The sequence below is a fragment of the Hymenobacter sp. B81 genome, from assembly GCF_044628455.1.
In the GTDB taxonomy this organism is placed as follows: Bacteria; Bacteroidota; Bacteroidia; order Cytophagales; family Hymenobacteraceae; genus Solirubrum.
The window spans coordinates 587,163-606,089 of record NZ_JBIYZW010000001.1 but is presented as its reverse complement, the minus strand read 5'-3'; the positions used below and the strand labels follow the sequence as shown (position 1 = coordinate 606,089).

At 65.5% G+C, this 18,927-nt stretch carries 15 protein-coding genes; 10 read left to right on the top strand and 5 right to left on the bottom strand.

What is annotated here, in order from left to right; translation table 11 throughout:
- The first annotated feature begins 22 nt into the window (after window positions 1-22).
- On the top strand, window positions 23-3,607 hold the full coding sequence (locus tag ACE191_RS02595) for a UvrD-helicase domain-containing protein (protein WP_400190622.1): 3,585 nt from the start codon (window positions 23-25) through the stop codon (window positions 3,605-3,607).
- A 33-nt stretch (window positions 3,608-3,640) separates the two neighbouring features.
- Window positions 3,641-4,621, top strand: coding sequence for a hypothetical protein (locus ACE191_RS02590; protein ID WP_400190621.1), 981 nt, complete (start codon window positions 3,641-3,643; stop codon window positions 4,619-4,621).
- 62 nt (window positions 4,622-4,683) lie between these two features.
- On the opposite strand, the gene ACE191_RS02585 is transcribed toward ACE191_RS02590, so the two are convergent.
- Complete coding sequence (locus tag ACE191_RS02585; RefSeq protein WP_400190620.1) at window positions 4,684-5,862, bottom strand: hypothetical protein; 1,179 nt, start codon at window positions 5,860-5,862, stop codon at window positions 4,684-4,686.
- Between the two features lie 150 nt (window positions 5,863-6,012).
- Here ACE191_RS02585 and ACE191_RS02580 point away from each other — a divergent pair, with 150 nt between their 5' ends.
- Complete coding sequence (locus ACE191_RS02580; protein WP_400190619.1) at window positions 6,013-6,312, top strand: hypothetical protein; 300 nt, start codon at window positions 6,013-6,015, stop codon at window positions 6,310-6,312.
- Between the two features lie 22 nt (window positions 6,313-6,334).
- On the opposite strand, the gene ACE191_RS02575 is transcribed toward ACE191_RS02580, so the two are convergent.
- Complete coding sequence (locus ACE191_RS02575; protein ID WP_400190618.1) at window positions 6,335-7,099, bottom strand: hypothetical protein; 765 nt, start codon at window positions 7,097-7,099, stop codon at window positions 6,335-6,337.
- 106 nt (window positions 7,100-7,205) lie between these two features.
- Between ACE191_RS02575 and ACE191_RS02570 the strand changes: the two genes are divergently transcribed.
- A complete protein-coding gene (locus ACE191_RS02570) occupies window positions 7,206-7,736 on the top strand; it encodes a GNAT family N-acetyltransferase (protein ID WP_400190617.1) in 531 nt (176 codons plus the stop codon).
- A gap of 329 nt (window positions 7,737-8,065) precedes the next feature.
- Complete coding sequence (locus ACE191_RS02565) at window positions 8,066-11,200, top strand: PD-(D/E)XK nuclease family protein (protein ID WP_400190616.1); 3,135 nt, start codon at window positions 8,066-8,068, stop codon at window positions 11,198-11,200.
- An 87-nt stretch (window positions 11,201-11,287) separates the two neighbouring features.
- Here the strand turns inward: ACE191_RS02565 and ACE191_RS02560 are convergent, their stop codons facing one another.
- Window positions 11,288-12,286 (bottom strand): alpha/beta fold hydrolase, encoded by a 999-nt coding sequence (locus tag ACE191_RS02560; RefSeq protein WP_400190615.1) that lies wholly within the window; start codon window positions 12,284-12,286, stop codon window positions 11,288-11,290.
- Window positions 12,283-12,852: a hypothetical protein gene (locus ACE191_RS02555; protein ID WP_400190614.1), complete on the bottom strand. Its 570-nt coding sequence runs from the start codon at window positions 12,850-12,852 to the stop codon at window positions 12,283-12,285. Before ACE191_RS02555 ends, ACE191_RS02560 begins: the two co-directional genes overlap by 4 nt.
- Before the next feature lie 180 nt (window positions 12,853-13,032).
- On the opposite strand from ACE191_RS02555, the gene ACE191_RS02550 reads away from it, so the two are divergent.
- From ACE191_RS02550 to ACE191_RS02540, 3 genes are all read left to right on the top strand, one after another.
- Window positions 13,033-13,467, top strand: coding sequence for a nucleoside deaminase (locus ACE191_RS02550; RefSeq protein WP_400190613.1), 435 nt, complete (start codon window positions 13,033-13,035; stop codon window positions 13,465-13,467).
- A gap of 99 nt (window positions 13,468-13,566) precedes the next feature.
- Window positions 13,567-13,872, top strand: coding sequence for a hypothetical protein (locus tag ACE191_RS02545; RefSeq protein ID WP_400190612.1), 306 nt, complete (start codon window positions 13,567-13,569; stop codon window positions 13,870-13,872).
- Complete coding sequence (locus ACE191_RS02540) at window positions 13,845-14,231, top strand: hypothetical protein (protein ID WP_400190611.1); 387 nt, start codon at window positions 13,845-13,847, stop codon at window positions 14,229-14,231. The genes ACE191_RS02545 and ACE191_RS02540 overlap by 28 nt, the downstream gene beginning before the upstream one ends.
- 57 nt (window positions 14,232-14,288) lie before the next feature.
- On the opposite strand, the gene ACE191_RS02535 is transcribed toward ACE191_RS02540, so the two are convergent.
- Window positions 14,289-15,449, bottom strand: a complete 1,161-nt coding sequence (locus ACE191_RS02535; protein WP_400190610.1) for a tail fiber domain-containing protein — start codon at window positions 15,447-15,449, stop codon at window positions 14,289-14,291.
- Between the two features lie 310 nt (window positions 15,450-15,759).
- Between ACE191_RS02535 and ACE191_RS02530 the strand changes: the two genes are divergently transcribed.
- The gene (locus tag ACE191_RS02530) at window positions 15,760-16,599 is read left to right on the top strand and encodes a mechanosensitive ion channel family protein (RefSeq protein WP_400190609.1); all 840 of its coding nucleotides are present in this window, start codon (window positions 15,760-15,762) and stop codon (window positions 16,597-16,599) included.
- Between the two features lie 476 nt (window positions 16,600-17,075).
- Window positions 17,076-18,854: a chloride channel protein gene (locus tag ACE191_RS02525; protein ID WP_400190608.1), complete on the top strand. Its 1,779-nt coding sequence runs from the start codon at window positions 17,076-17,078 to the stop codon at window positions 18,852-18,854.
- Window positions 18,855-18,927 lie beyond the last annotated feature (73 nt).

Genomic DNA, 18,927 nt, shown 5'->3' with positions numbered 1-18,927 from the left:
AAACGACACTCCGCTTCCCCGCATGCCCGCTACCTTCCGCATCTATTCCGCTTCGGCCGGCTCCGGCAAAACCTATCAGCTCACCAAGGAATATCTGCGGCTGGCGCTGGGCGCCGACGAGCCGGGCTACTACAAAGGCATCCTGGCCATTACCTTCACCAACGCCGCCGCGGCCGAAATGAAGGAGCGCATCATCGGCGCGCTGCGTGGTTTTGCCCAGCCCGGTACCGACCCGAAGGCCGACGCGCTGCTGGCCGAGCTGGCTGAGGAAATGGCCGCCGACGGCCTGCTGCCCCGGGTGCTCGACACGCCCGAAGCCCGGCAGGGGCTGCTGTGCCGCCGGGCCCAGCAGACGTTCAAGCTGGTGCTCTACCACTACGCCGACTTTGCCGTCAGCACCATCGACTCGTTTGTCCAGCGGGTGGTGCAGGCCTTCACCCGCGAGCTGGGCTTGCCCGCCGCCTTCGAGGTAGAGCTCGACGACGAATCGGTGCTGCACGCGGCGGTGGCTTTGCTGCTCGACAAGGTGAACCGCGGCCCCGAGCACCAGCTACTCACCCGCACCCTGCAGGACTACGCCCTGAGCAAGGCCGAGGAAGGCCGCAGCTGGAACCAGCTGCCCGAGGAAATCATGCGCTTCGGCAAGTTTCTGCTCAACGAGTCGGTGCACGAGGCGGTGGCCCAGCTGCAGCAGATGGAGCTCAAGCAGTTCCGCGAGCTGCACCGCACCCTCAAGCAGCTGCGCGAGCAGATGCAGGCCGACCTGCAGGCCGTGGGCGACCGGGTGCTGGCGTTGCTGGCAACCCAGGGCATCGGCCTCGACCAGCTGGCGGGCGGCAAAAACGGCGTGCACTCCCACTTCAGCAAGCCCCTGCGCTGGCTCGACGACCCCTCGGGTACGCCCACGGCCACGGCGCGCAAGGCGGCCGAATCGAGCAAGTGGGGCAGCGGCGACGCGCTGAAAGGGCCGCTGAAACCGGCTCTGGAAGCCGTGGCGCCCGAGTTGTCGGCCGCGTTCTACGAGCTGGAAACCCTGCGCGAGCGGTACCTGGGCCACTACCTGCTGATTGAGGGCATGCTGCCGCAGCTGTTTCACGTGTCGCTGCTGAGCGAGCTGAGCAAGGCCGTGCAGCAGGTCAGCCAGGACCGCAACGTGGTGCTCATCGGCGAGTTCAACCGCCGCCTGGCCCGCATCGTGCTGCGCGAGCCGGTGCCCTTCCTCTACGAGCGGCTGGGCGAGCGGTACCAGCACCTGCTCATCGACGAGTTCCAGGACACCTCGGAGCTGCAGTGGAACAACCTGCTGCCGCTGGTGGAAAACGCCGTGGCGGGCGGCAACCTCTCTTTGGCCGTGGGCGACGCCAAGCAGGCCATTTACCGCTGGCGCGGCGGCGAGATGGAGCAGATTCTGCGCCTCTACCAGGGTGCGCCCCGGGCCCTGGTAGAGCGGGTCCAGGACCTGGAGATGCGCGCCATCCTGGCCGAGCGCTACATCGGCCTGGCCGGGGCGCTGGAGCCGATGTCGCTGCAAACCAACTTCCGCTCGGGCCCGCAGATCATTCAGTTCAACAACGACTTCTTCGCCCACGTGGCCCAGGGCCACCCGCAGCTGGAGCTGGTGCAAAGCATCTACGACGCGCACTTCGGGCAACAGGCGCCGGCCGCGGCCCTGAGCGGGCCACCCAGTCACGTCGAAATCCTGTTCACCCAGCCCGACGCGCCGGCCCGGCTTTACGCCCCGGCCCAGGGACGCTACCGCGACGAGCCCCTACCCGGCCACCACGCCACCGATGCGCTGGCCTACGACGAAAGCACGCTCTACCTCACGCTGGCCTACATCGAGCAGGCCGTGGCCGACGGCATTCGGCCCGAGGACGTGGCCGTGCTCTGCCGCCGCCGCGACCAGTCGCGCCGGGTGGCCAAGTTTCTGAAGGAGCGCGGCTACGACATCATTTCGGCCGACTCGCTTTCGTTGGAGTTTGCCGAGGTGGTGAATCTGCTGGTGGCCATTCTGCGGGTGCTGCACCAGCCCGCCGATTCGCTGGCGCGGGTCGAGGCGCTGCTGCTGGTCGACAAGGTGGTGCGCGGGGTGCCGCCCACGCCCGGGCGGGCCCGGCAGATTGCGGCCGTGGCCAAGGCCGAGCGCAGCCTGCCCTTCTTCGACGAGCTGCGCCGCCTGGGCTACGACGTGCAGGAGCGCCAGACCGGCAACCTCGACCTCTACGAGCTGAGCGAAAAGCTTATGGGCCTGTTTGGGCTACTGCACCGCCGCGAGGAAAGCGAGTACTTGTTCCGCTTTCTCGACCTGACCCTGGAGTACTCCCTGCGCTTCGGCAACAACCTGGGCAACTTCCTGGCTTACTGGGACCAGCGCAAAAGCAGCCTGAGCATCAACGCTCCGGCGGGCCGCGGCGGGGCCATCACCATCACCACCGTGCACAAGGCCAAGGGCCTGGCCTACGGCGTGGTCATCGTGCCCTTTGCCGACTGGAGCCTGGAGCCCAGCTCGGCCTTCGGCGGCTCCTACCTCTGGGGCCGCCTGGCCGACGAGGACAAGCCCGTGGCCGAGATGCCGCCGGTGGCCGTGGTGAAGCAGCGCAAGGAGCTGGCCCAGACCGTGCTGGCCGGCCAGTACGCCGAGGAGCGCGAGAAAACCTTCGTGGAGGCACTGAACCTGCTCTATGTGGCCTTCACCCGCCCGCGCCAGCGCCTGTATGTCATCAGCCGCCGCCCCGAGGGCCGGGCCAAGGACGACGCGGGCCCCGCAGCCAACGTGGCCCAGCTGCTGCACCGCTACCTGGCGGACCGGGGTCAGTGGAACGACGAGCAGCTGACCTACGTGGTTGACTTAATTAATAATGATGAATTATCAATTATTAATGAGTCGCCCCTCTCCGCCGCCCAATCAACACCCAACAACGCACACCCAACATCCAACGACCAACAACCGGAAACGACCAACCAACAAACTATAACTAACACCCAACAACCAGAAACGGAAAACGAACAGCCAGAAACGAACAACCAAAAACCGACAACCAACAACCATAAACCAACCCTATTCCCCCTCACCAACCTGGCCACCGCCGACTGGGAGCAGCGCCTGCGCCTGCGCCGCCACGCCAGCACGGTATTCGATTTCTCGGAGCAGCAGCAGCAGCGCGAGTGGAGCCGCAAGCTGCACTTTGCCCTGCGCCGCGTCATCTCGCAGCGCGACGTGGAGCGCGTGGCCGGGCAGCTTACGGCCGAGGGCCTGGTGAGCCGGCGCGAGCAGCCCGAGCTGCTGCAGCGCCTGCGCCAGCTGGTGCAGCACCCGCAGCTGGAAGCCTACTTCCGCCCCGGCGTCATTGCCGAAACCGAGCGCGAAATCCTCGTCGGCGGTGCCCCGCGCGAGGACTACAAGCCCGACCGGGTGGTGTTTGAGCCCGCGGTGGGCCTGGGCCCGGGCCGCGTGACGCTGCTGGACTTTCGGGTGCCCCCGCCCGAGCCGCGGCACCGGCAGCTGCTGGCTCAGTACGGGCAGCTGTTCAAGCGCCTGGGCTACGCCGAGGTGCGCGGGCTGCTGTACTACTTCGAGACGGAAGAGGTGGTGGAGTTCAGCTGCTGAGCTGAGCTGGTAGCCAAGAACCCCGGATATCTGATGCGTGACCTATATGCTAAGCTGCGGCTGATTTTCCTGCCATTTCTGCTGCTGCTGCTGACTTTCCCCTGGCTCTATGCCATCCTGCTGGTAGCCCTGGGGTACGAGCTGCGGTGGGCCGAGTCCACCATCAACGGCTGGATGTTGTGGCTCCCCTTGGTGCCGGGCACCTTGCTGGTGCTGCTGACCTTGCGGCCCCGCCTGAATCTGCTGCGGCCCCAGCGCCGCGGTGACTCCAGCATGTTCCTGGGGATGATGGCCTGCGCAAGCCTGGTACTGCCCAGCATCAGCGCCACGGATTTTATTGCCAGCCGCCGGGGTAAGCTCACGGCTTTGGACTCCATCACCCAGCTGCCCCACCGCCCGCCAACTGACTTTTATACCGTCCGCGACTTCTACCTGGGCAAGCGCCAGGCCGCCTTTTACCCCGAAACGCAGGCCACGGGCAAGAACTCCCAGCGCCTGGATGTTACGCTCTACGCCAGCTATCCGCTCTTCGCCACCGCCGCCGACACCCTGGAAGGCCGGCCCGTGGCGTGGCTGGGGGCATCCATCAGCGAGGTAATCGACAACCGCATCAGCCACGCCCAACGCGAGGGGGCCCAGCAGCAGTTTATGGAGCGCGCCCACCGGGTGTTGCAACAGCAGCGGCCGGAGCAGTTCGCGTATCTGCAACGGGTTCGTAACGCGGGGGACGCGCAGCCGTTCCGCGCAGCCGTGGCCGCCAGCCCCTGGGGTATCATTGGCACGGCCGTTTCCGTCGTGTTGCTGCCGGTCAACGAGCCTTTTGCGGCCCGCGGTGCGGCGGCGTGGCGGCTGTTGTGGCTGTCGACCGCGGGCGCGGCGGCCCTGTTTCTATTCTTGCTGCTGTTCCCGCGCCTGAGCACCCACCGGGTAGCCGACTTCTTGGCTGGTCGCCCCCGCCCCGACTACCTCAGGGATTGGCTGGCGTGGGCTACTACCCGCCTCCATGCCCGCTGACCAGCCGGTGACTCCCCTGGCTTTAAGCCCCAACTACCTGCTCCCTTTGCGGCTTTCCAACGTTACAGCTGCCTGACCGGCTGGGCGCGCAACTCGCCGGAAACTGTGTCGGCGAATAGCACCAGCTGCTCGCCTAACCCCGTCCTGATTTCCAGTCGAACTTCCGCGGCCCGAGTTGGCAGCGCGTACTTCGGCAATGACTCCAGGGAAAGGAGGCGGGAAGCGGTGGGTTGGCGGGCCGGAATAATCCGCAGGGTGCGGTTGCTGTCGTCGAACAGGTAATGGCTACCCAGCTGCGGAGCATAGCAGTGGTTAAGGGCCAGGCCCTCGAGGTAGTCGGTGGCGGTGCCGCGAAAGGCAAACCGATCCAGCTCCCGTCCGCTTAAATCGAGCAGCCGGGCGTTGAGCTTCTCCCCCGGCTTACGCCGCCCTTTGTCGTTGAAATCCGGCTCGTAGACAACCAGCACAACATTGGAGCTAATGAGCTGAGTAGCGGCGATGCGTTGGTCGGGCCGCTGCAGAGCCAACTGCCGGCCCGACGCATGGATCAGGCGCTGCCGCGTAATGAGCACCTCTCCGTCAGGAGTGAGCATGTTGCTCTCGTGCAGGTCTTCGGAGGGTTTATCAGGCAGCAGGTAGCGCACGCGGCCCGTACCGGCGTCCAGCAGCAGCAGCGTCTCCATCGACCAGTCGGTGCCCTCGGCGGTGAACCTAGAGCGGTATGCCAGGGCGTTGAACTTCGGCAGATAGCCGTAGAACACCGGGGTATCCAGCACAGCCTCCATCAGCAGCTCTTTGGCAACGACTTCCGCAAAATCCATCTTGCGCAGGGTGGTCGTAAACCTCGCCCGTCCCCGGGCATCCAGCAGCTTAAACGTATAGGTCGCGTCGAAGCCGTAGCCGCTTTCGCGTATGGATTTCGCCCAGTCCGGGTCGGCCTGGGCCAGCGAATCGGCGTACCCTCGGGACCACAGCAGCGGGCGGGTAAGGTCGGGGCGGGCCTCCACTACTACCCGATAGTTTTCGCCCGCGATGCGCGCTACCGGCGCCCCGTTCAGCGAGTCGATTCCCTGGCCCAGCGGGATATAGGGCCGGGCGGCATAGCCGGTGGCGGGCCGAGGCGGCGCGGTGGGCCGGGCCGGCACCTCGGGGGCAGACTGGGGTTGCTGCGTCGCGGTTTCGCGGCGCGACTCGCCGCAGCCCAGCAAAGCCAGCATCAGGGTGTAATAATACTTTCGCATATAAAACCCGGCCACCTGTTCGGCAGGCAATGCCGGACCCGCAACATGCGAAAAAGTTGGCCAGGCCCGCCTTTACCGACGCTCTGTTGTTGCTGGCCCTATTCCCGGCAATAGCTTTAAGCCCGCACCACCCACCTGTTTACCAACCCCATGCCCGCTACCCTGCTGCTGCTAGTCGAAACCACCCTGCTGCTACCGGGCCTGGGACGGCTGGTGCTGCCCCGGCCCGCCTACGAACCCGCCCTGCGCCGCCTGCCGCTGCACGCCCAGTTGGAAGTGGAGTTGCACCTGCCCGGGGGCACGTTGCGGGTACCGGCCTCGGTGGAAGAGCTGCAGCGCGACGAGCAGACCCGCCCCGGCTTGCTGCTCGAAGCCGACGCGGTGCCCGACCTGCCCGCCGGAACCGAAATCCGCCTGCCCGCCGAGTGGGCGGCTATCTACGGCTGGTAGCCGCTGCGTTATGCTGGAGCAGCTAGCCCACTTCTTCCACCAGCTGCAGTTGCAGCTGCTCCCTGCCGGCACGGTCGTAGCGGGCGCGGTCGTATCCGTGGATTTGCAGCGGCTGGCCCGGGACTTCGTAGAGGCTGAACAGGCCGACTTCCGTTAGGATCGACCAGGCGCCGGAAGCGGAATCGAGCAGCACCAACCAGGAAGTCGCTCGCTTTTTTGCTTCCGCCCCGGCCCAGCCCACCACCTGAATCAGCTTGCCGCCGGCCACGGGTTTTTGAAACCCCGTGGCGTAGGGGCCGGGCAGCCCTTCGCGCTCCGGATAGGTTCTGATTGCTGCCAGCCAAACCTCGTTGTCTTCGGGCACTGCCGCTTCCCACTCCGCCGCCAGCGGGTCGTCCTCGCCCGCTCCATCATTGGGGAATGCTACCAGTTCCACCGTCAGCGCGGGCGACTCGAACACCCGCTCCGACTCCGGCTCCGCGGCGTCGCGCCAGCCAAATGCTTCCGGCTTACCCATAAGCACGCCCAGCGCATAGGAGCCGAACACGAACACCAGCCCCAACACCAGCACCGCAACTACCCCGGCTACTCCCAATAGCAGCAGCCCCGGAAGCACAGGAAAAATCAGCGTCAGGATGCCCCAGCCGATAAAGGACAGGGTTCGTTTCCACAAGCTCTGCGCCCCCACCGGGGCCGCGGGCGCGGTAGCTGATACGTCCGTTCTTTCCACCCGAAGCGCCATGCGCCCAAAGATACCGGCCACGGCAGGTTCAGCCTGAATGAACAAGCATGGTCCCTCCTCCTATTTTTACCCCACATCACGCCCGCCGTTTTTCCTGCCCGCCGCCGTTGCAACCCAAGGTGCCGGCAACCACCTCCAACGCCCCCAGTCCATGTCCCAGCTGCCCGAAACCGACCGCCTGGCTTTGCGCCGCCTTTCCCTCGATGACCTCGACGCGGTATTTCGCCTCGACTCCGACCCCGCCGTGATGCGCTACATCATTCCGCCCCGCACCCTCGAAGGCACCCGCGAGTACCTGCAGGAAGTGGTAGGCGACTACCCGCGCTTTCCCGGTCTGGGCCGCTGGGCCGTCATCGACAAGGCCAGCGGGCAGTTGGCGGGCATTCACCTGCTCAAGCACCTCGAAGCCTCGGGGCACATTGAGGTAGGCTACCGCTTCTTCCCCGCCTACTGGGGCCGCGGCTACGCCACCGAAATGACGCGGGCCCTGCTTCACTACGGCTTTCACCAGCTGGACCTGCAGCAGATTGTGGGCATCACCAACCCCGCGAACCTGGCCTCCCAGCACGTGCTCGAAAAGTGCGGCCTGCGCTACCAGGGCCAGCAGTTTCACTACGGCAGCGAAGTGCGCTTCTACACCATCGACCACCCCGACGCGGCCGGCTCCGCGGCCCATCAGTAGCCCTGCCCAGCGCCGCCCGACCGGCAGTACCGGGGCCGAGCAGCTGAAAGCTGTACCAAAACTTCCTGTACCAAGGAAATTTGGTACAGGAAGTTTTGGTACAAGCCGGCGGGCTCTTGCCCGACCGGCGCGGTTCCACTTGCCCGGCACCTGCACCCACGTCAGCCGCCAACCAGCAGCAGTCTGTACCAAAATGCCTTGTACCAAAAGTGATTTTGGTACAAGGCATTTTGGTACAACCCGTTTGACTTCTCCCCGACGGCCCGCGGACCGGAAACCGCCCGCCTCGGCTTCGCCATCCTCGGGGCCGTAGCCTATCTTTACCCTACATGAATTTGCCCGCTGCCCCCGCTTCCGAGCCCCTAATCACGGCTGCCCCTGACTCCGCTTCCCTGCAACCGTTTCTGCGCCAGGCCGCGCAGGATTTGCTGCGCCGCTTTTCGGGCGCCGAGCTCTCGGACCTGGTGGTGGTGGTGCCCACGCGCCGGGCGGTGGTGTACCTCAAAAACGAGCTGGCCCTGAACGCGCCCCTGGGCGAGGCCGTGTGGAGCCCGCGGGTGGCGGCTATGGAAGACTACATGGTGGAGCTGGCCGGCGTGCAGGTGGAAGAGCCCATTGCCCTGCAGCTGATGCTCTTCGACATCCTGCGCGAGCTGGACCCCAAGCTGGACTTCGACTTGTTTACCGGCTGGTCGCGCCTGCTGCTCGACGACTTCTCGGCCCTCGACCAGAACCTGGCCGACGCCGCCAGTTTGTTTGAGTACCTCTCCGAAGCCAAGGCCCTGGAGCGCTGGGACCTGACCGACTCGCCCGCGCCGGCCTCGGCCACGGCGGCCTGGTTCCGCTTCTGGGACGACCTGGAGAAAGTGTACCGCCGCCTGCGCCGCCGCCTCAAAGACCAGGCCCTGGCCTATCCCGGGCTGGCCTACCGCCTGGCCGTCGATGCCCTGCAAAAGCGCCTGCAGGAAGCGCCCCAGCAGGTGCCCCAGCACGTGTTTCTGGGTTTGGGGCTGCTGTCGCGGGCCGAGCGCCGCCTGATCAAGCTGCTGCTTAAGGAGCGCCGGGCCGAGGTGCGCTTCGATACCGACCGCTTTTACCTCGACGGCGACTCGCCCAACCGCGCCGGCTTGCCCTACCGCCGCCTCGCCGACTCGCTCGACCTGGCCCCCACCGCTTTCGGCTTTGCCGACACCGGGGCCGAGGATCTGCTGCGCACCCTGCCGCGGCAGGTGCGCTTTATCGGCGTAGCCAATAACTCGATGCAGGGCAAGGTGGCCGGGCAGCTGGTGGTCGAGGGCCTGCAAACCGCTCCCCAGGCCTCGGTGGCCGTGGTGCTGCCCGACGAAACCCTGCTGCTGCCGGTGCTGCACGGCTTGCCGCCCCATGCCGTGCCGCAGTTCAACGTGACCATGGGCCTGAGCTTCCGCAGCACGCCCCTGTTCAACCTGATCGATCTGCTGTTTGAGGTGCACCTGACCGGCGTGCGCGAGGGCGAAACCGGCCCCGACTACGGCATTCGCCGCTACCACCACCTCACCGTCACCAAGCTGCTGGCCCACCCCTTCCTGCGCCGCTACGAAAACTGGCTCGACCAGCAGCCCGAGCAGGCGCGCTTCCACGGCGTGCTCGACCAGCTCTGCCGCCAGATTGTGCAGCGCAACGCGGTGCTGCTCACCGAAGACGAGCTGCGCGAGCTGGGCCGCCACCACCCGCTGGTGGAAGCCCTGTTCCGGCCCTGGCGCAACTGCGACGACGTGGTGCGGGCCTGCTACGAGGTCATTGAGCTGCTGCGCGACGTGTACCGCCACGAGCACTCGGCCATCGAGGCCGAGTACCTGTACTTGTTCTACACCCTGGTGCGCCAGCTCGACTCGGCCTTCGACTGCCGCGAGCAGCGGCCCTCGGTGCGCTCGTTCCGTCGCTTTCTCTACGAGCAGATGGGCCGCACCCGCCTGCCCTTCGCCGGGGAGCCCATTGCCCAGGTGCAGATCATGGGCTTGCTGGAAACCCGCGCCCTCGACTTCGACCACATCGTTATCCTGAGCTGCAACGAGCAGATTCTGCCCGCCCCCAAGCGCCACGGCTCGTTGTTTCCCTACGACGTGCTCACCCGCTACGGCCTGCCCACCTACGCCGACCACGAAGCCGCCACCTCGCACCAGTTCTGGCGCCTCTTGCAGCGTGCCCGCCAAATCGATTTGGTGTACATCCTGCCCGGCGCCGAGGGCGTGCAGGCCGGCGAGCGGAGCCGCTTTCTGCTGCAGATCGAAAACGATTTGGCCGCCCAGAACCCCGGCCTGCAGGTGCTCGACCTGGTGGCCAGCGCGCAGGCTCAGTTGCCAGTTGTCAGTTCCCAGTTACCAGTTGCAGGCGTGGCGGACCTGCCCCTACCCCCATCAACGAACAACCAACAACGAACAACCAGCAACGAACAACTGGCAACTGGCAACTCGCAACTCGCACCTGACAAGTACGAAGGCGACCTAGTGCTGGAGAAAGACGCCGAGATGCTGGGCGCCATTCGCGGGCTGCTGGAGCGCGGGCTGTCGGCCTCGGGCCTGAACCAGTTCCTGACCTGCTCGCTGCAGTTCTACTTCTCGCGCATTGCCAAGTTTCAGGAGCAGGAAGGCGTGGCCGAGGAAATGGGGGCCGACGTGTTCGGCACCGCCGTGCACTACGTGCTCGAGCACCTGATGCAGCCCTTCGTGACGGCGGGCCGCCCCATCGCGGCCGAGGACGTGGAGGCATTCCGGCCGCAGGTGGCCGAGCTGCTGGAGCGCGGCCTGGCCCTCGACGACGGCGAGGAAACCGACAACCCCCGCCAGCAGCTGCCCGACGAGGGCCTCAACCACGTGCTCCGTGGGGTGGGCCGCCACCTGGTGCAGCGCTACCTCGATTCGCTGGCTCGGCAGATCGAGGCCGAGGGGCCGCTGCGCGTGGTGGGCCTGGAGCAGGAGTTGTTCGGCACCGTGTTCGTCGAAACCGAAAACAGCGGGCGGGTGGCCGTGCGCCTGGTGGGCTTTGCCGACCGCGTCGACGAGCTGCCCGACGGCCGCAGGCGCATCATCGACTACAAAACCGGCGCGGTGCACGGCAGCGGGCTGAACCTGCTGGGCGGCGGCCGCAAAAAGTACTCGGCCGCCGAGGCCCTGGAGCGGCTGGTGAGCGAAGCCGGCGGCGGCCCCGACAAGGTGCGCCAGCTTTGGCTCTACCGCCTGATGCTGGCCCAGCTGGGCTACCCCGCCGCCGAAGCCGCCATCGTGCCCCTGCGCAGCCCCGACCCCGCCCCGCTGGCCGCCGACCTGTCGTTCCTCACCGAGGGCGGCGACTCGTTTGAGCAGGCCAGCCAGCAGGTACTCACCCGCCTGGTCGAGCGCATGCTCGACCCCCAGGAGCCCATCCGCAAAACCGACGACCTGGACGTGTGCCAGTGGTGCCCCTACAAGGGCATCTGCGCGCGGTAGCCGCCGGGGTGCCGCTACCCCCAACGAGCCGCGCCCCGGCCGAAGCTGCTTCGGCCGGGGCGCGGCGGGCGTGGTTGAGGCCGGTTACTACTGCACGAAGCGCAGCACCTCGCGCACGAACTTGGCTTGCTCAGCCACGAAGGGTTCGTGCCAGGAGTTGTCGAAGGTCACCAGGTCTTTGCTCGGGGCATTGGTCAGCAGGGCCTGGGTTTCGTGGGCAATTTCGATGGGCACCACCCCGTCCTTACGCCCCCAAAACAACGCTACCGGAATGCGCACCGTGGGTAGCTGGGCGCTGCGGTCGTACTGCAACAACTGGGTCTTATCGAAGCCGCTGTAGGCGTTGCCGTGGCTGAACTGGCCCAGCGCGGTGTTGGGCGAGGCAAACAGGTACTGCAGCAGAAACTTCTTGTTGTCGTAGAGCGACACGGGGTTGCCGTCCAGATCTAGCATGTAGCGGTAGTACTGCTGCCAGTCCAGGGTCATCAGCGTCTGGGGCGTAACGGGGTTGGCCAGGGCAAACGATTCGGCGGCGGTGTTGCCCTGTTGCCGGGCCTCGCGCAGCACCCACTCGCGCATCTGCACCAGCCAGCGGTAGTTGGAGTACACGCCGTTGACGGCCATCAGGCCCTTTACCAGCTGCTGGTGCTCGGGCTTGTGGGTCAGAAACTCCCAGGCCAGCTCCACGCCGTAGCTGTGGGCCAGCAGGTACACCTCGGCCTGCGGGTACTTTTGCCTGAGCAGCTTCACCACGTAGTAGGCATCTTCGCCGAACTGCTCGTAGGTGAGCGTGGCCGGATCGACCTTGCCCGACGAGGAGCCGGCCACGCGCTGGTCCCAGTAGGCCACTGCCACGTGGTCTTCCAGGTCCTTGAGGTAGTAGCGGTAGCACATGGCGCAGTCGCCGGGGCCGCCGTGCAGGAAGAGCACGATTTTGCGCGAGGCCAGGTTGCCCCGAACCCAGATGGGCATGTCGGCCCCCTTGTGGCGCAGGTGCAGGTCCTGCTCGAGCTTGGTGTCGTCTTTGCCGCAGCTGGTCAGCAGCAGCAAACCCAGGGCGTAGCAGAGGAAGAGCAGGCGTTTCATTGGGTTTTCAGGGATTTGATGATGCCCGCCTCCAGGGCAAATCGGGTAAGTGAACCGGCGTTGTAGGGGTATTGCTTGGACAGCAGCAGGCGGCTGTACCAGCCCCAGCTGGCTTGCCGGCTTACCCGCAGGTCGCGGCCCACGCCCACGAAGACGGTGGGCAGAAAGGCGCTGCGCCCGGCCAGGGGCACCTTTTCCAGCTCGCCCTGCCCGTTTACCTGGTAGGTGGTGCCGGCCAGGAAGTAGCGAAAGTAGCTGGGCGCCACGCCGGCCTCCAGCAATCCGCCGCGCGCGCCGGTGCGGCGGTACAGCAGCTCGGGCGAAACAATCACGCCCAGGTGGTTGTGCGGGTGCCGGTACACGGCCAGGCCGGGCGCCACCAGCAGCTCCTTGCGCGCGCCGTTGCCGCTTTTCACGCGCGCGGCCAGGGAGTGTTCGTAGGCGGCTTTCAGCCCGTAGTGGGTAATGGTTTCGCCGTAATAGGCCACGCGCAGCTGCTGCGCGGCTACGGGCGGGGCGGCGTTCAAGACGGCCAGCGCCCCGGCCCCGATAAGCAGGGTTTTCATACTTGGATCAGGTTGCTCAGCCCGCCGGTGCGTTAGCGGGGCGGCAAAAGTAGACCAGCCCATTCCGGGCCACAATCACATATTCGGGGAGCCGCGGCCGGCTGCGGCCTCGTATCTTGCGGTGTTCACCTCATTATTGACCGGCGCCGGCTGCGGCCAGCACCTTTCCTTGCTTTTCCCATGGACCAATTCATGCAAGCCGCCATCGACGAAGCCCGCCTGGGCCGCTCGCAGGGCGGCATTCCCATCGGCTCGGTGCTGATGCGCAACGGCGAAATCGTGGCCAAGGGCCACAACAAGCGCGTGCAGGAGCTCAACCCCATCCTGCACGGCGAAATGGACTGCCTCAACAACGCCGGCCGCCAGCGCACCTACCGCGACACGGTGCTCTACACCACCCTGATGCCCTGCTACATGTGCGCCGGCACCATCGTGCAGTTCAAGATTCCCAAGGTGGTGGTGGGCGAAGCCCGCACCTTCGGCGAGTCCAAGGCCTTTTTGGAAAGCCACGGCGTGGAAGTGGAAATTCTCGACCTGCAGGAGTGCGTGGACATGATGCAGGAGTTTATCACGGCCGAGCCCACGCTCTGGAACGAAGACATCATGGAGCTGTAGGCCAGCCACCGTTTCCGCTTCGCGGCCCGACCGGCGCACCCCAGGCCTACATAGATATGTGGGCCTGGGGTGCGCCGATCGGGCCGTACCTTTGCCGCCATGAACGCTGCCCCGCTTTCCGCCTCCAAGAAATGCCCCCACTGCGGCCAGTGGTCGGCCCACCAGCAGCAGCCCGACGACCGGTGCGAGCACTGCCACGAGCTGCTCGATCCGCAGGGCCCGGCCAAGCAGGCCGAGATGGAGCAGGCCTGGAAGTGGGAGCTGCCGCCGGCCATGCTCATCCCCATCCACCCCACCGACCCCTGGTGGCTACGCGGCCCCAAGTACCTGGTGCGCGGCGGGCAGCTGCTGTTCGCGGCCACGGTTTCCTTTGTGATATGGCTGGTAACGGCACTGGCCGGCTAGCCCTGCTGCTGCTGCGCCGCCCACTGTTCGTGGCGGCGGCCGCCCTGTATGGCCTGTATCAGCTGGCCACGCGCTGGGGCCGCTGGCAGCCGCCGGGCTGGGCCGCCAGCTGGCTGGCCGACCTGCTGTGCATGCCGGTGGTGCTCACGCTGGCCCTGGCCGTGCAGCGCGCCTGGCGCCGGCAGCCACGCTTTACCCTGCCCGATTCCTGGCTGCTGGCCGCCTGGCTGTACGTGAGCGGGTGGTTTGAGCTGCTGGCCCCGCTGCTGCGCCCCGACCGCTACACCGCCGACTGGCTCGACGTGCTGGCCTACGGCGCCGGCACGCTCGTTTTCCGGCGCTGGCTGAACCGCCCATAGCGCCCCAATCCGCCCAGTCGTTTCCTGGTCGGTTGCAGTTCCATGCGTAGCGGGCGCCTACCGCCGCTTGGTTAGCTGCTGCTCCAGCGCAGCCAGGCGGGTTTTCAGCTCGGCTATTTCCTGGCTTTGCTGGCCCAGCAACAGCTGCTGCTCCTGAATGGCCTTCACCGCCACCACGCCCAGCTGCGCGTAATTGATGCCGTACAGCTCCTTCAGGCCGTCGTAGCTGCCTTGTGCATCAGGACGCACTTCCACCAGTTCCGGAAACAGGGGCTGCACGTCCTGGGCAATCAGGCCGTAGGTAAGCTGGTTGTCGGGGTTGTGGTACTGCAGCTGGTAGCGCACGGGCTGCAGCTGCAGCAGGCGCGGCAGCGTAGCGCCAAGCGGCTCGATGCGGGTTTTCAGGCGGCGGTCGGAGTTCTGGGTGTAGCCCCCGTCGGTGGGCCGAAACCAGCCCTTGATGGCATCGTCGTACTTGAATTCCAAGCAGGTGCTCCTGTTGCGGCTGTACTCCTGCGAATGCACCTCCCAGTTGTGAAAGCCGACCTCGGGGCTGATCAGCAGCAGGCCGCGGTTGGCGGTCTGCACCACTTCCAGGGTGTACACGGGGTTGGCCGAATTGATGCCCAGCCGGCTGCCGCCGCTGAACTGCCCCACCAGCACCTTGCCGCCCGCAATGTCGTTGAGGTACACGTAGCTGCCGGGCCTACCCCCGCGGATGTAGGTATGTTCGTTGGTGGCGTAGTTGAAGCGGCTGTGGTTGGTGGTGCCCATGAACACCGCTGTGCCCCCGCCCGAGGTGCCCCGAGCCACGGTCAGCGTACCCAGGTTGGGCGCGTTGCGCACGCTCACGTTGCCGCCGCTAAACAAGCTTAGCGGCCGCACAGTGCCGAACACGCCCCCGTTGGCCGGGCCGCTGCTGTACAAATCGAAGTACAAGCCGCCGGAAGTCGGGTTGAGGTATAGGGCGGCGGCGTGGCCCGCGGTCAGGTAGCGCCCCAGACCGCTGTTGTACTGGTTGAAGCCGATGGCCGGCCAATTGCGCTGCAGGGAAATACCCTGACCGTCGGCCCCAAAAATAGCCGAGGTAGCTCCGGTGCCGGCCACGCCGTGCACCTCGAGCTTGGCCCGCGTAGGGTTGCTGGTGCCGATACCAACGTTTTGAGCGGTTGCGGTGCCGACGGCTGCCAGCAACAGGGGAATGGCTAGGTGTTTCATGGCAGCGGGCATCAACACTTTTAATATACGGAAATTGCCATATTTAATAACCCATAAACCCAGCTGCAACCCTTCTGCTGCCAGAACCCAACCAGCAAAACACCGCCGGTAAAATCCTGACAAACAGCCAGGTTCTCTGACTTTTGGCTGCTGCGCAGGAAAAGGCGGGGATGCATCCTTCTGCGGCGCAGCGGCGCGGGCTGCTGGGCCGGCTTCAACCCTGTGCCTACCCCCGACCGTACAAAGCCACTGCCGCCCGCCGTGCCCCATGCGCGGCGGGCGTTTCGTTTCGCCAACGCGCCCACAATCTATGCTGCTCAACGACCTTCACCAGGTTCTCGCCTCCTATTGGAATCAGTTTTTGTACCTGCTGCCCAAGCTGGCGCTGGCCCTGATTCTGCTCGTCGTTGCCATTTTCCTGGCCAACCGCCTCAGCCGCCTCATCGGCGGGCGCCTGCACGCCCGCTCCCACGACCCGCTGCTGGCCGAGTTCCTGACCCGTCTGAGCAAGTGGGCCTTTATCCTACTGGGCCTCACCCTGGTGCTGCAGATTCTGGGCATGACCGGCCTGGTGGGCGGCATGGTAGCTGGCGCGGGCCTTACGGCCTTTGTGGTCGGCTTTGCCCTCAAGGACATTGCCGAAAACTTCCTGGCCGGCGTGGTGCTGGCCTTCAACCGCCCGTTCCGCATTCACGACACTATTCAGATCCGCGACAACCAAACCCTGATGGGCCGGGTGGAAGCCCTGAACCTGCGCACCACCCTCATCAAAACCTTCGACGGCAAGGACATCTACCTGCCCAACGCCATGGTGCTGCGCGAGCCGCTAATCAACTTCACCCGCGACGGCCACATCCGCCAGGACTTTCTGGTGGCCGTGGACGTGGCGCACGACGCCGGCCCCGAGCGCGTGCAGCAGACCGTGCTCGACTTCGTGCACGGTTTCCAGGACGTGAAAAACGAGGAGCCGCACACGCCCTACCTCATCGTGGAAAAAACCGAGGGCAGCGTGGTGACCCTGCACGTGTACTTCTGGACCTATTCCGAAGACTACCGCCGCGGCACCCAGGAGCTGAAAAGCAACCTGATGCAGGGCATCCGCCAGCTGCTGCTTCAGCAGGGCTACGCCAAACCTGCCACGGTACAGTAACGTGCTGATGTGGCGCGCTTCGCGCGAATGTGCTGAGGTGCTAATGAATGTGGGGCGCTTCGCTAATGGGGAAATGTGGTTGAATGTGGGGAATGTGCCGTGGTGCTGCTCCCACGGGTTGCGCGCTGAAAGAGCGGCGTTGGAGCAAAAACAGCTGGTGCAAATCCCCACAGCACGCGAGGCCCTGGGTCCGGTTCCGCTCAGCGTCCCAGCAGCCGATTGATTCATTCCTTACACATTCCCCCACCTTCTCATTGCCCACCCCATCTCATTTCCCGCATTCATTAGCATCTCAGCACATTTCCCTCATCAGCACATTCAGGCACATTTTCCACATTAGCGAAGCGCCCCACATTCTCGCACATCAGCGCAGCACATTCCCCGAGCAATAGCCGGTTCTTTTCGCTAACATGCGGGCAGGTAGATTGGCCGGAAAGTTGCGGCGCCCCCGCGCCGGCCCGTTGCCGCCTCGCCCGATGTCTAAAAGTACCGTCCACCGGCTGCTACGTCCCCTGCTGCTTTGGCGCCTGCGTCACGTCAGCGACCGGCTGTACCTGATTCTGGTGGCCACGCTGGTGGGCTTGCTGGCGGGCCTGGCGGCGGTACTGCTCAAAAGCAGCGTGCACTGGGGGCAGCAGCTGCTCTACGGCTGGGTGCCCGAGCAAAACCGCGTGTTCGCGCTGTTCCTCTACCCCATCATCGGCATCGGCCTCACGGTGCTCTACGCCCGCTACTTTCTGGGCGGCTCGCTCTCGGGCGGCATCGGCCCCATCATCTACTCGGTGGCGCGGCAGGGCTCGGTGGTGCCGCGCTCCAAGATGTACTCGCAGGTCATCAGTTCGTTTCTCACCGTCACTTTCGGCGGCTCGGCGGGTCTGGAAGCCCCGATTTCGGTGACGGGCTCGGCTATCGGCTCCAACGTGTCGCGCATTCTGCGGGTGAGCCGGCGCGAGCGGCGCCTGCTGCTGGGCTGCGGGGCAGCGGCGGGCGTGGCGGCCATCTTCAACTCGCCCATCGCGGGGGTGCTGTTTGCCGTGGAAGTGGTGCTGAGCGAGCTGTCGGCGCCGTTTTTCATTCCCCTGCTGATTTCCTCGGCCACGGCCACCGTGGTGTCGAAGCTTTTGTTTTCGGGGCAGCCCTTCGTGCTCATCACCACCAACTGGGCCGTCGACACCATTCCCTTCTACCTGCTGCTGGGCCTGGGCGCGGCTCTGCTGTCAGTGTACATGATTCGCATCTACTTCGCCGCCGACCGCCTGTTTGCCCGCTGGCCGGGCACCTTCCGCAAGGTGGCGCTGGGCGGCGTGGCCCTGGGTCTGCTGGTGTTTTTGTTTCCCACGCTCTACGGCGAGGGCTACGACGTGGTGCAGCACCTGCTCAGCGGCGAGCCGCAGCGCCTGCTCGACACGAGTATCTTCTCGGTGTACCGCGACGAGAACGTGGGCATTCTGCTGCTGGTCACCGGTGCCTCCATGCTGCTGAAGGTGTTTGCCACCTGCGTCACCATCGGGGCCGGCGGCAACGGGGGCATGTTCGGCTCCTCGCTGTTTTCGGGCGCGCTGCTGGGCTTTTTCGTAGCCCGGCTCATCAACCTGAGCGGCCTGTTCGTGGTGCCCGAGGTGCACTTCGTGGTGCTGGGCATGGCCGGCACGCTGGCCGGCGTGGTGCACGCCCCGCTCACGGCCATCTTCCTCATTGCCGAAATCACCGGCGGCTACGCCCTGTTCGTGCCGCTGATGTTCGTCACCAGCATTTCCTATCTCATTACCAAGTACTTCGAGCCCTACTCGGTGTACACCCGCAAGCTGGTGCAGCGCGGCGTGTACGTGCACAACGACCGCGACCGGGGCCTGCTGGCCCAGCTGGTGCTGCCCCGCCTGGTGCAAACCGACTTCGAGCCCGTGCACCCCGACGCGACCCTGGGCGAGCTGGTCGACATTTTCCGCCATGCCACCCGCAACCTGTTTCCGGTAGTCAACGAAGACGGCGCGCTGGTGGGCATCGTCTCGCTCGACGACGTGCGCGACGCCCTGTTTGAGGAAGAGAAATACGGTACTACCCGCGTGCGCGACCTGATGGTGGAAGCGCCCGCCACCGTCAACATCGACGATACCCTGCTCGACACGCTGCGCTGCATGGAGCAGCTCGACGTGTGGGCCCTGCCCGTGCTCAACAACGGGCGCTACGTGGGCTTCCTGCTCAAGTCGGTAATTCTGGCCAACTACCGCCACCAGCTCATCCGCGAAAGCGAATAGCCGCACCTGCCTCACCACGCTGTCATTGCGAGCGAAGCGAAGCAATCAGTCCTTTTCGAAGGCCTAACCAAAC

Bases quoted from the DNA above. Each gene is read 5' to 3' on its own strand.
- ACE191_RS02565 (WP_400190616.1), top strand. From the start codon at position 8,066: ATGAATTTGCCCGCTGCCCCCGCTTCCGAGCCCCTAATCACGGCTGCC.
- ACE191_RS02590 (WP_400190621.1), top strand. From the start codon at position 3,641: ATGCGTGACCTATATGCTAAGCTGCGGCTGATTTTCCTGCCATTTCTG.
- ACE191_RS02570 (WP_400190617.1), top strand. From the start codon at position 7,206: ATGTCCCAGCTGCCCGAAACCGACCGCCTGGCTTTGCGCCGCCTTTCC.
- ACE191_RS02580 (WP_400190619.1), top strand. From the start codon at position 6,013: ATGCCCGCTACCCTGCTGCTGCTAGTCGAAACCACCCTGCTGCTACCG.
- ACE191_RS02525 (WP_400190608.1), top strand. From the start codon at position 17,076: ATGTCTAAAAGTACCGTCCACCGGCTGCTACGTCCCCTGCTGCTTTGG.
- ACE191_RS02595 (WP_400190622.1), top strand. From the start codon at position 23: ATGCCCGCTACCTTCCGCATCTATTCCGCTTCGGCCGGCTCCGGCAAA.
- ACE191_RS02585 (WP_400190620.1), bottom strand. From the start codon at position 5,862: ATGCGAAAGTATTATTACACCCTGATGCTGGCTTTGCTGGGCTGCGGC.
- ACE191_RS02530 (WP_400190609.1), top strand. From the start codon at position 15,760: ATGCTGCTCAACGACCTTCACCAGGTTCTCGCCTCCTATTGGAATCAG.
- ACE191_RS02535 (WP_400190610.1), bottom strand. From the start codon at position 15,449: ATGAAACACCTAGCCATTCCCCTGTTGCTGGCAGCCGTCGGCACCGCA.
- ACE191_RS02540 (WP_400190611.1), top strand. From the start codon at position 13,845: ATGGCTGGTAACGGCACTGGCCGGCTAGCCCTGCTGCTGCTGCGCCGC.
- ACE191_RS02550 (WP_400190613.1), top strand. From the start codon at position 13,033: ATGGACCAATTCATGCAAGCCGCCATCGACGAAGCCCGCCTGGGCCGC.
- ACE191_RS02560 (WP_400190615.1), bottom strand. From the start codon at position 12,286: ATGAAACGCCTGCTCTTCCTCTGCTACGCCCTGGGTTTGCTGCTGCTG.
- ACE191_RS02545 (WP_400190612.1), top strand. From the start codon at position 13,567: ATGAACGCTGCCCCGCTTTCCGCCTCCAAGAAATGCCCCCACTGCGGC.
- ACE191_RS02555 (WP_400190614.1), bottom strand. From the start codon at position 12,852: ATGAAAACCCTGCTTATCGGGGCCGGGGCGCTGGCCGTCTTGAACGCC.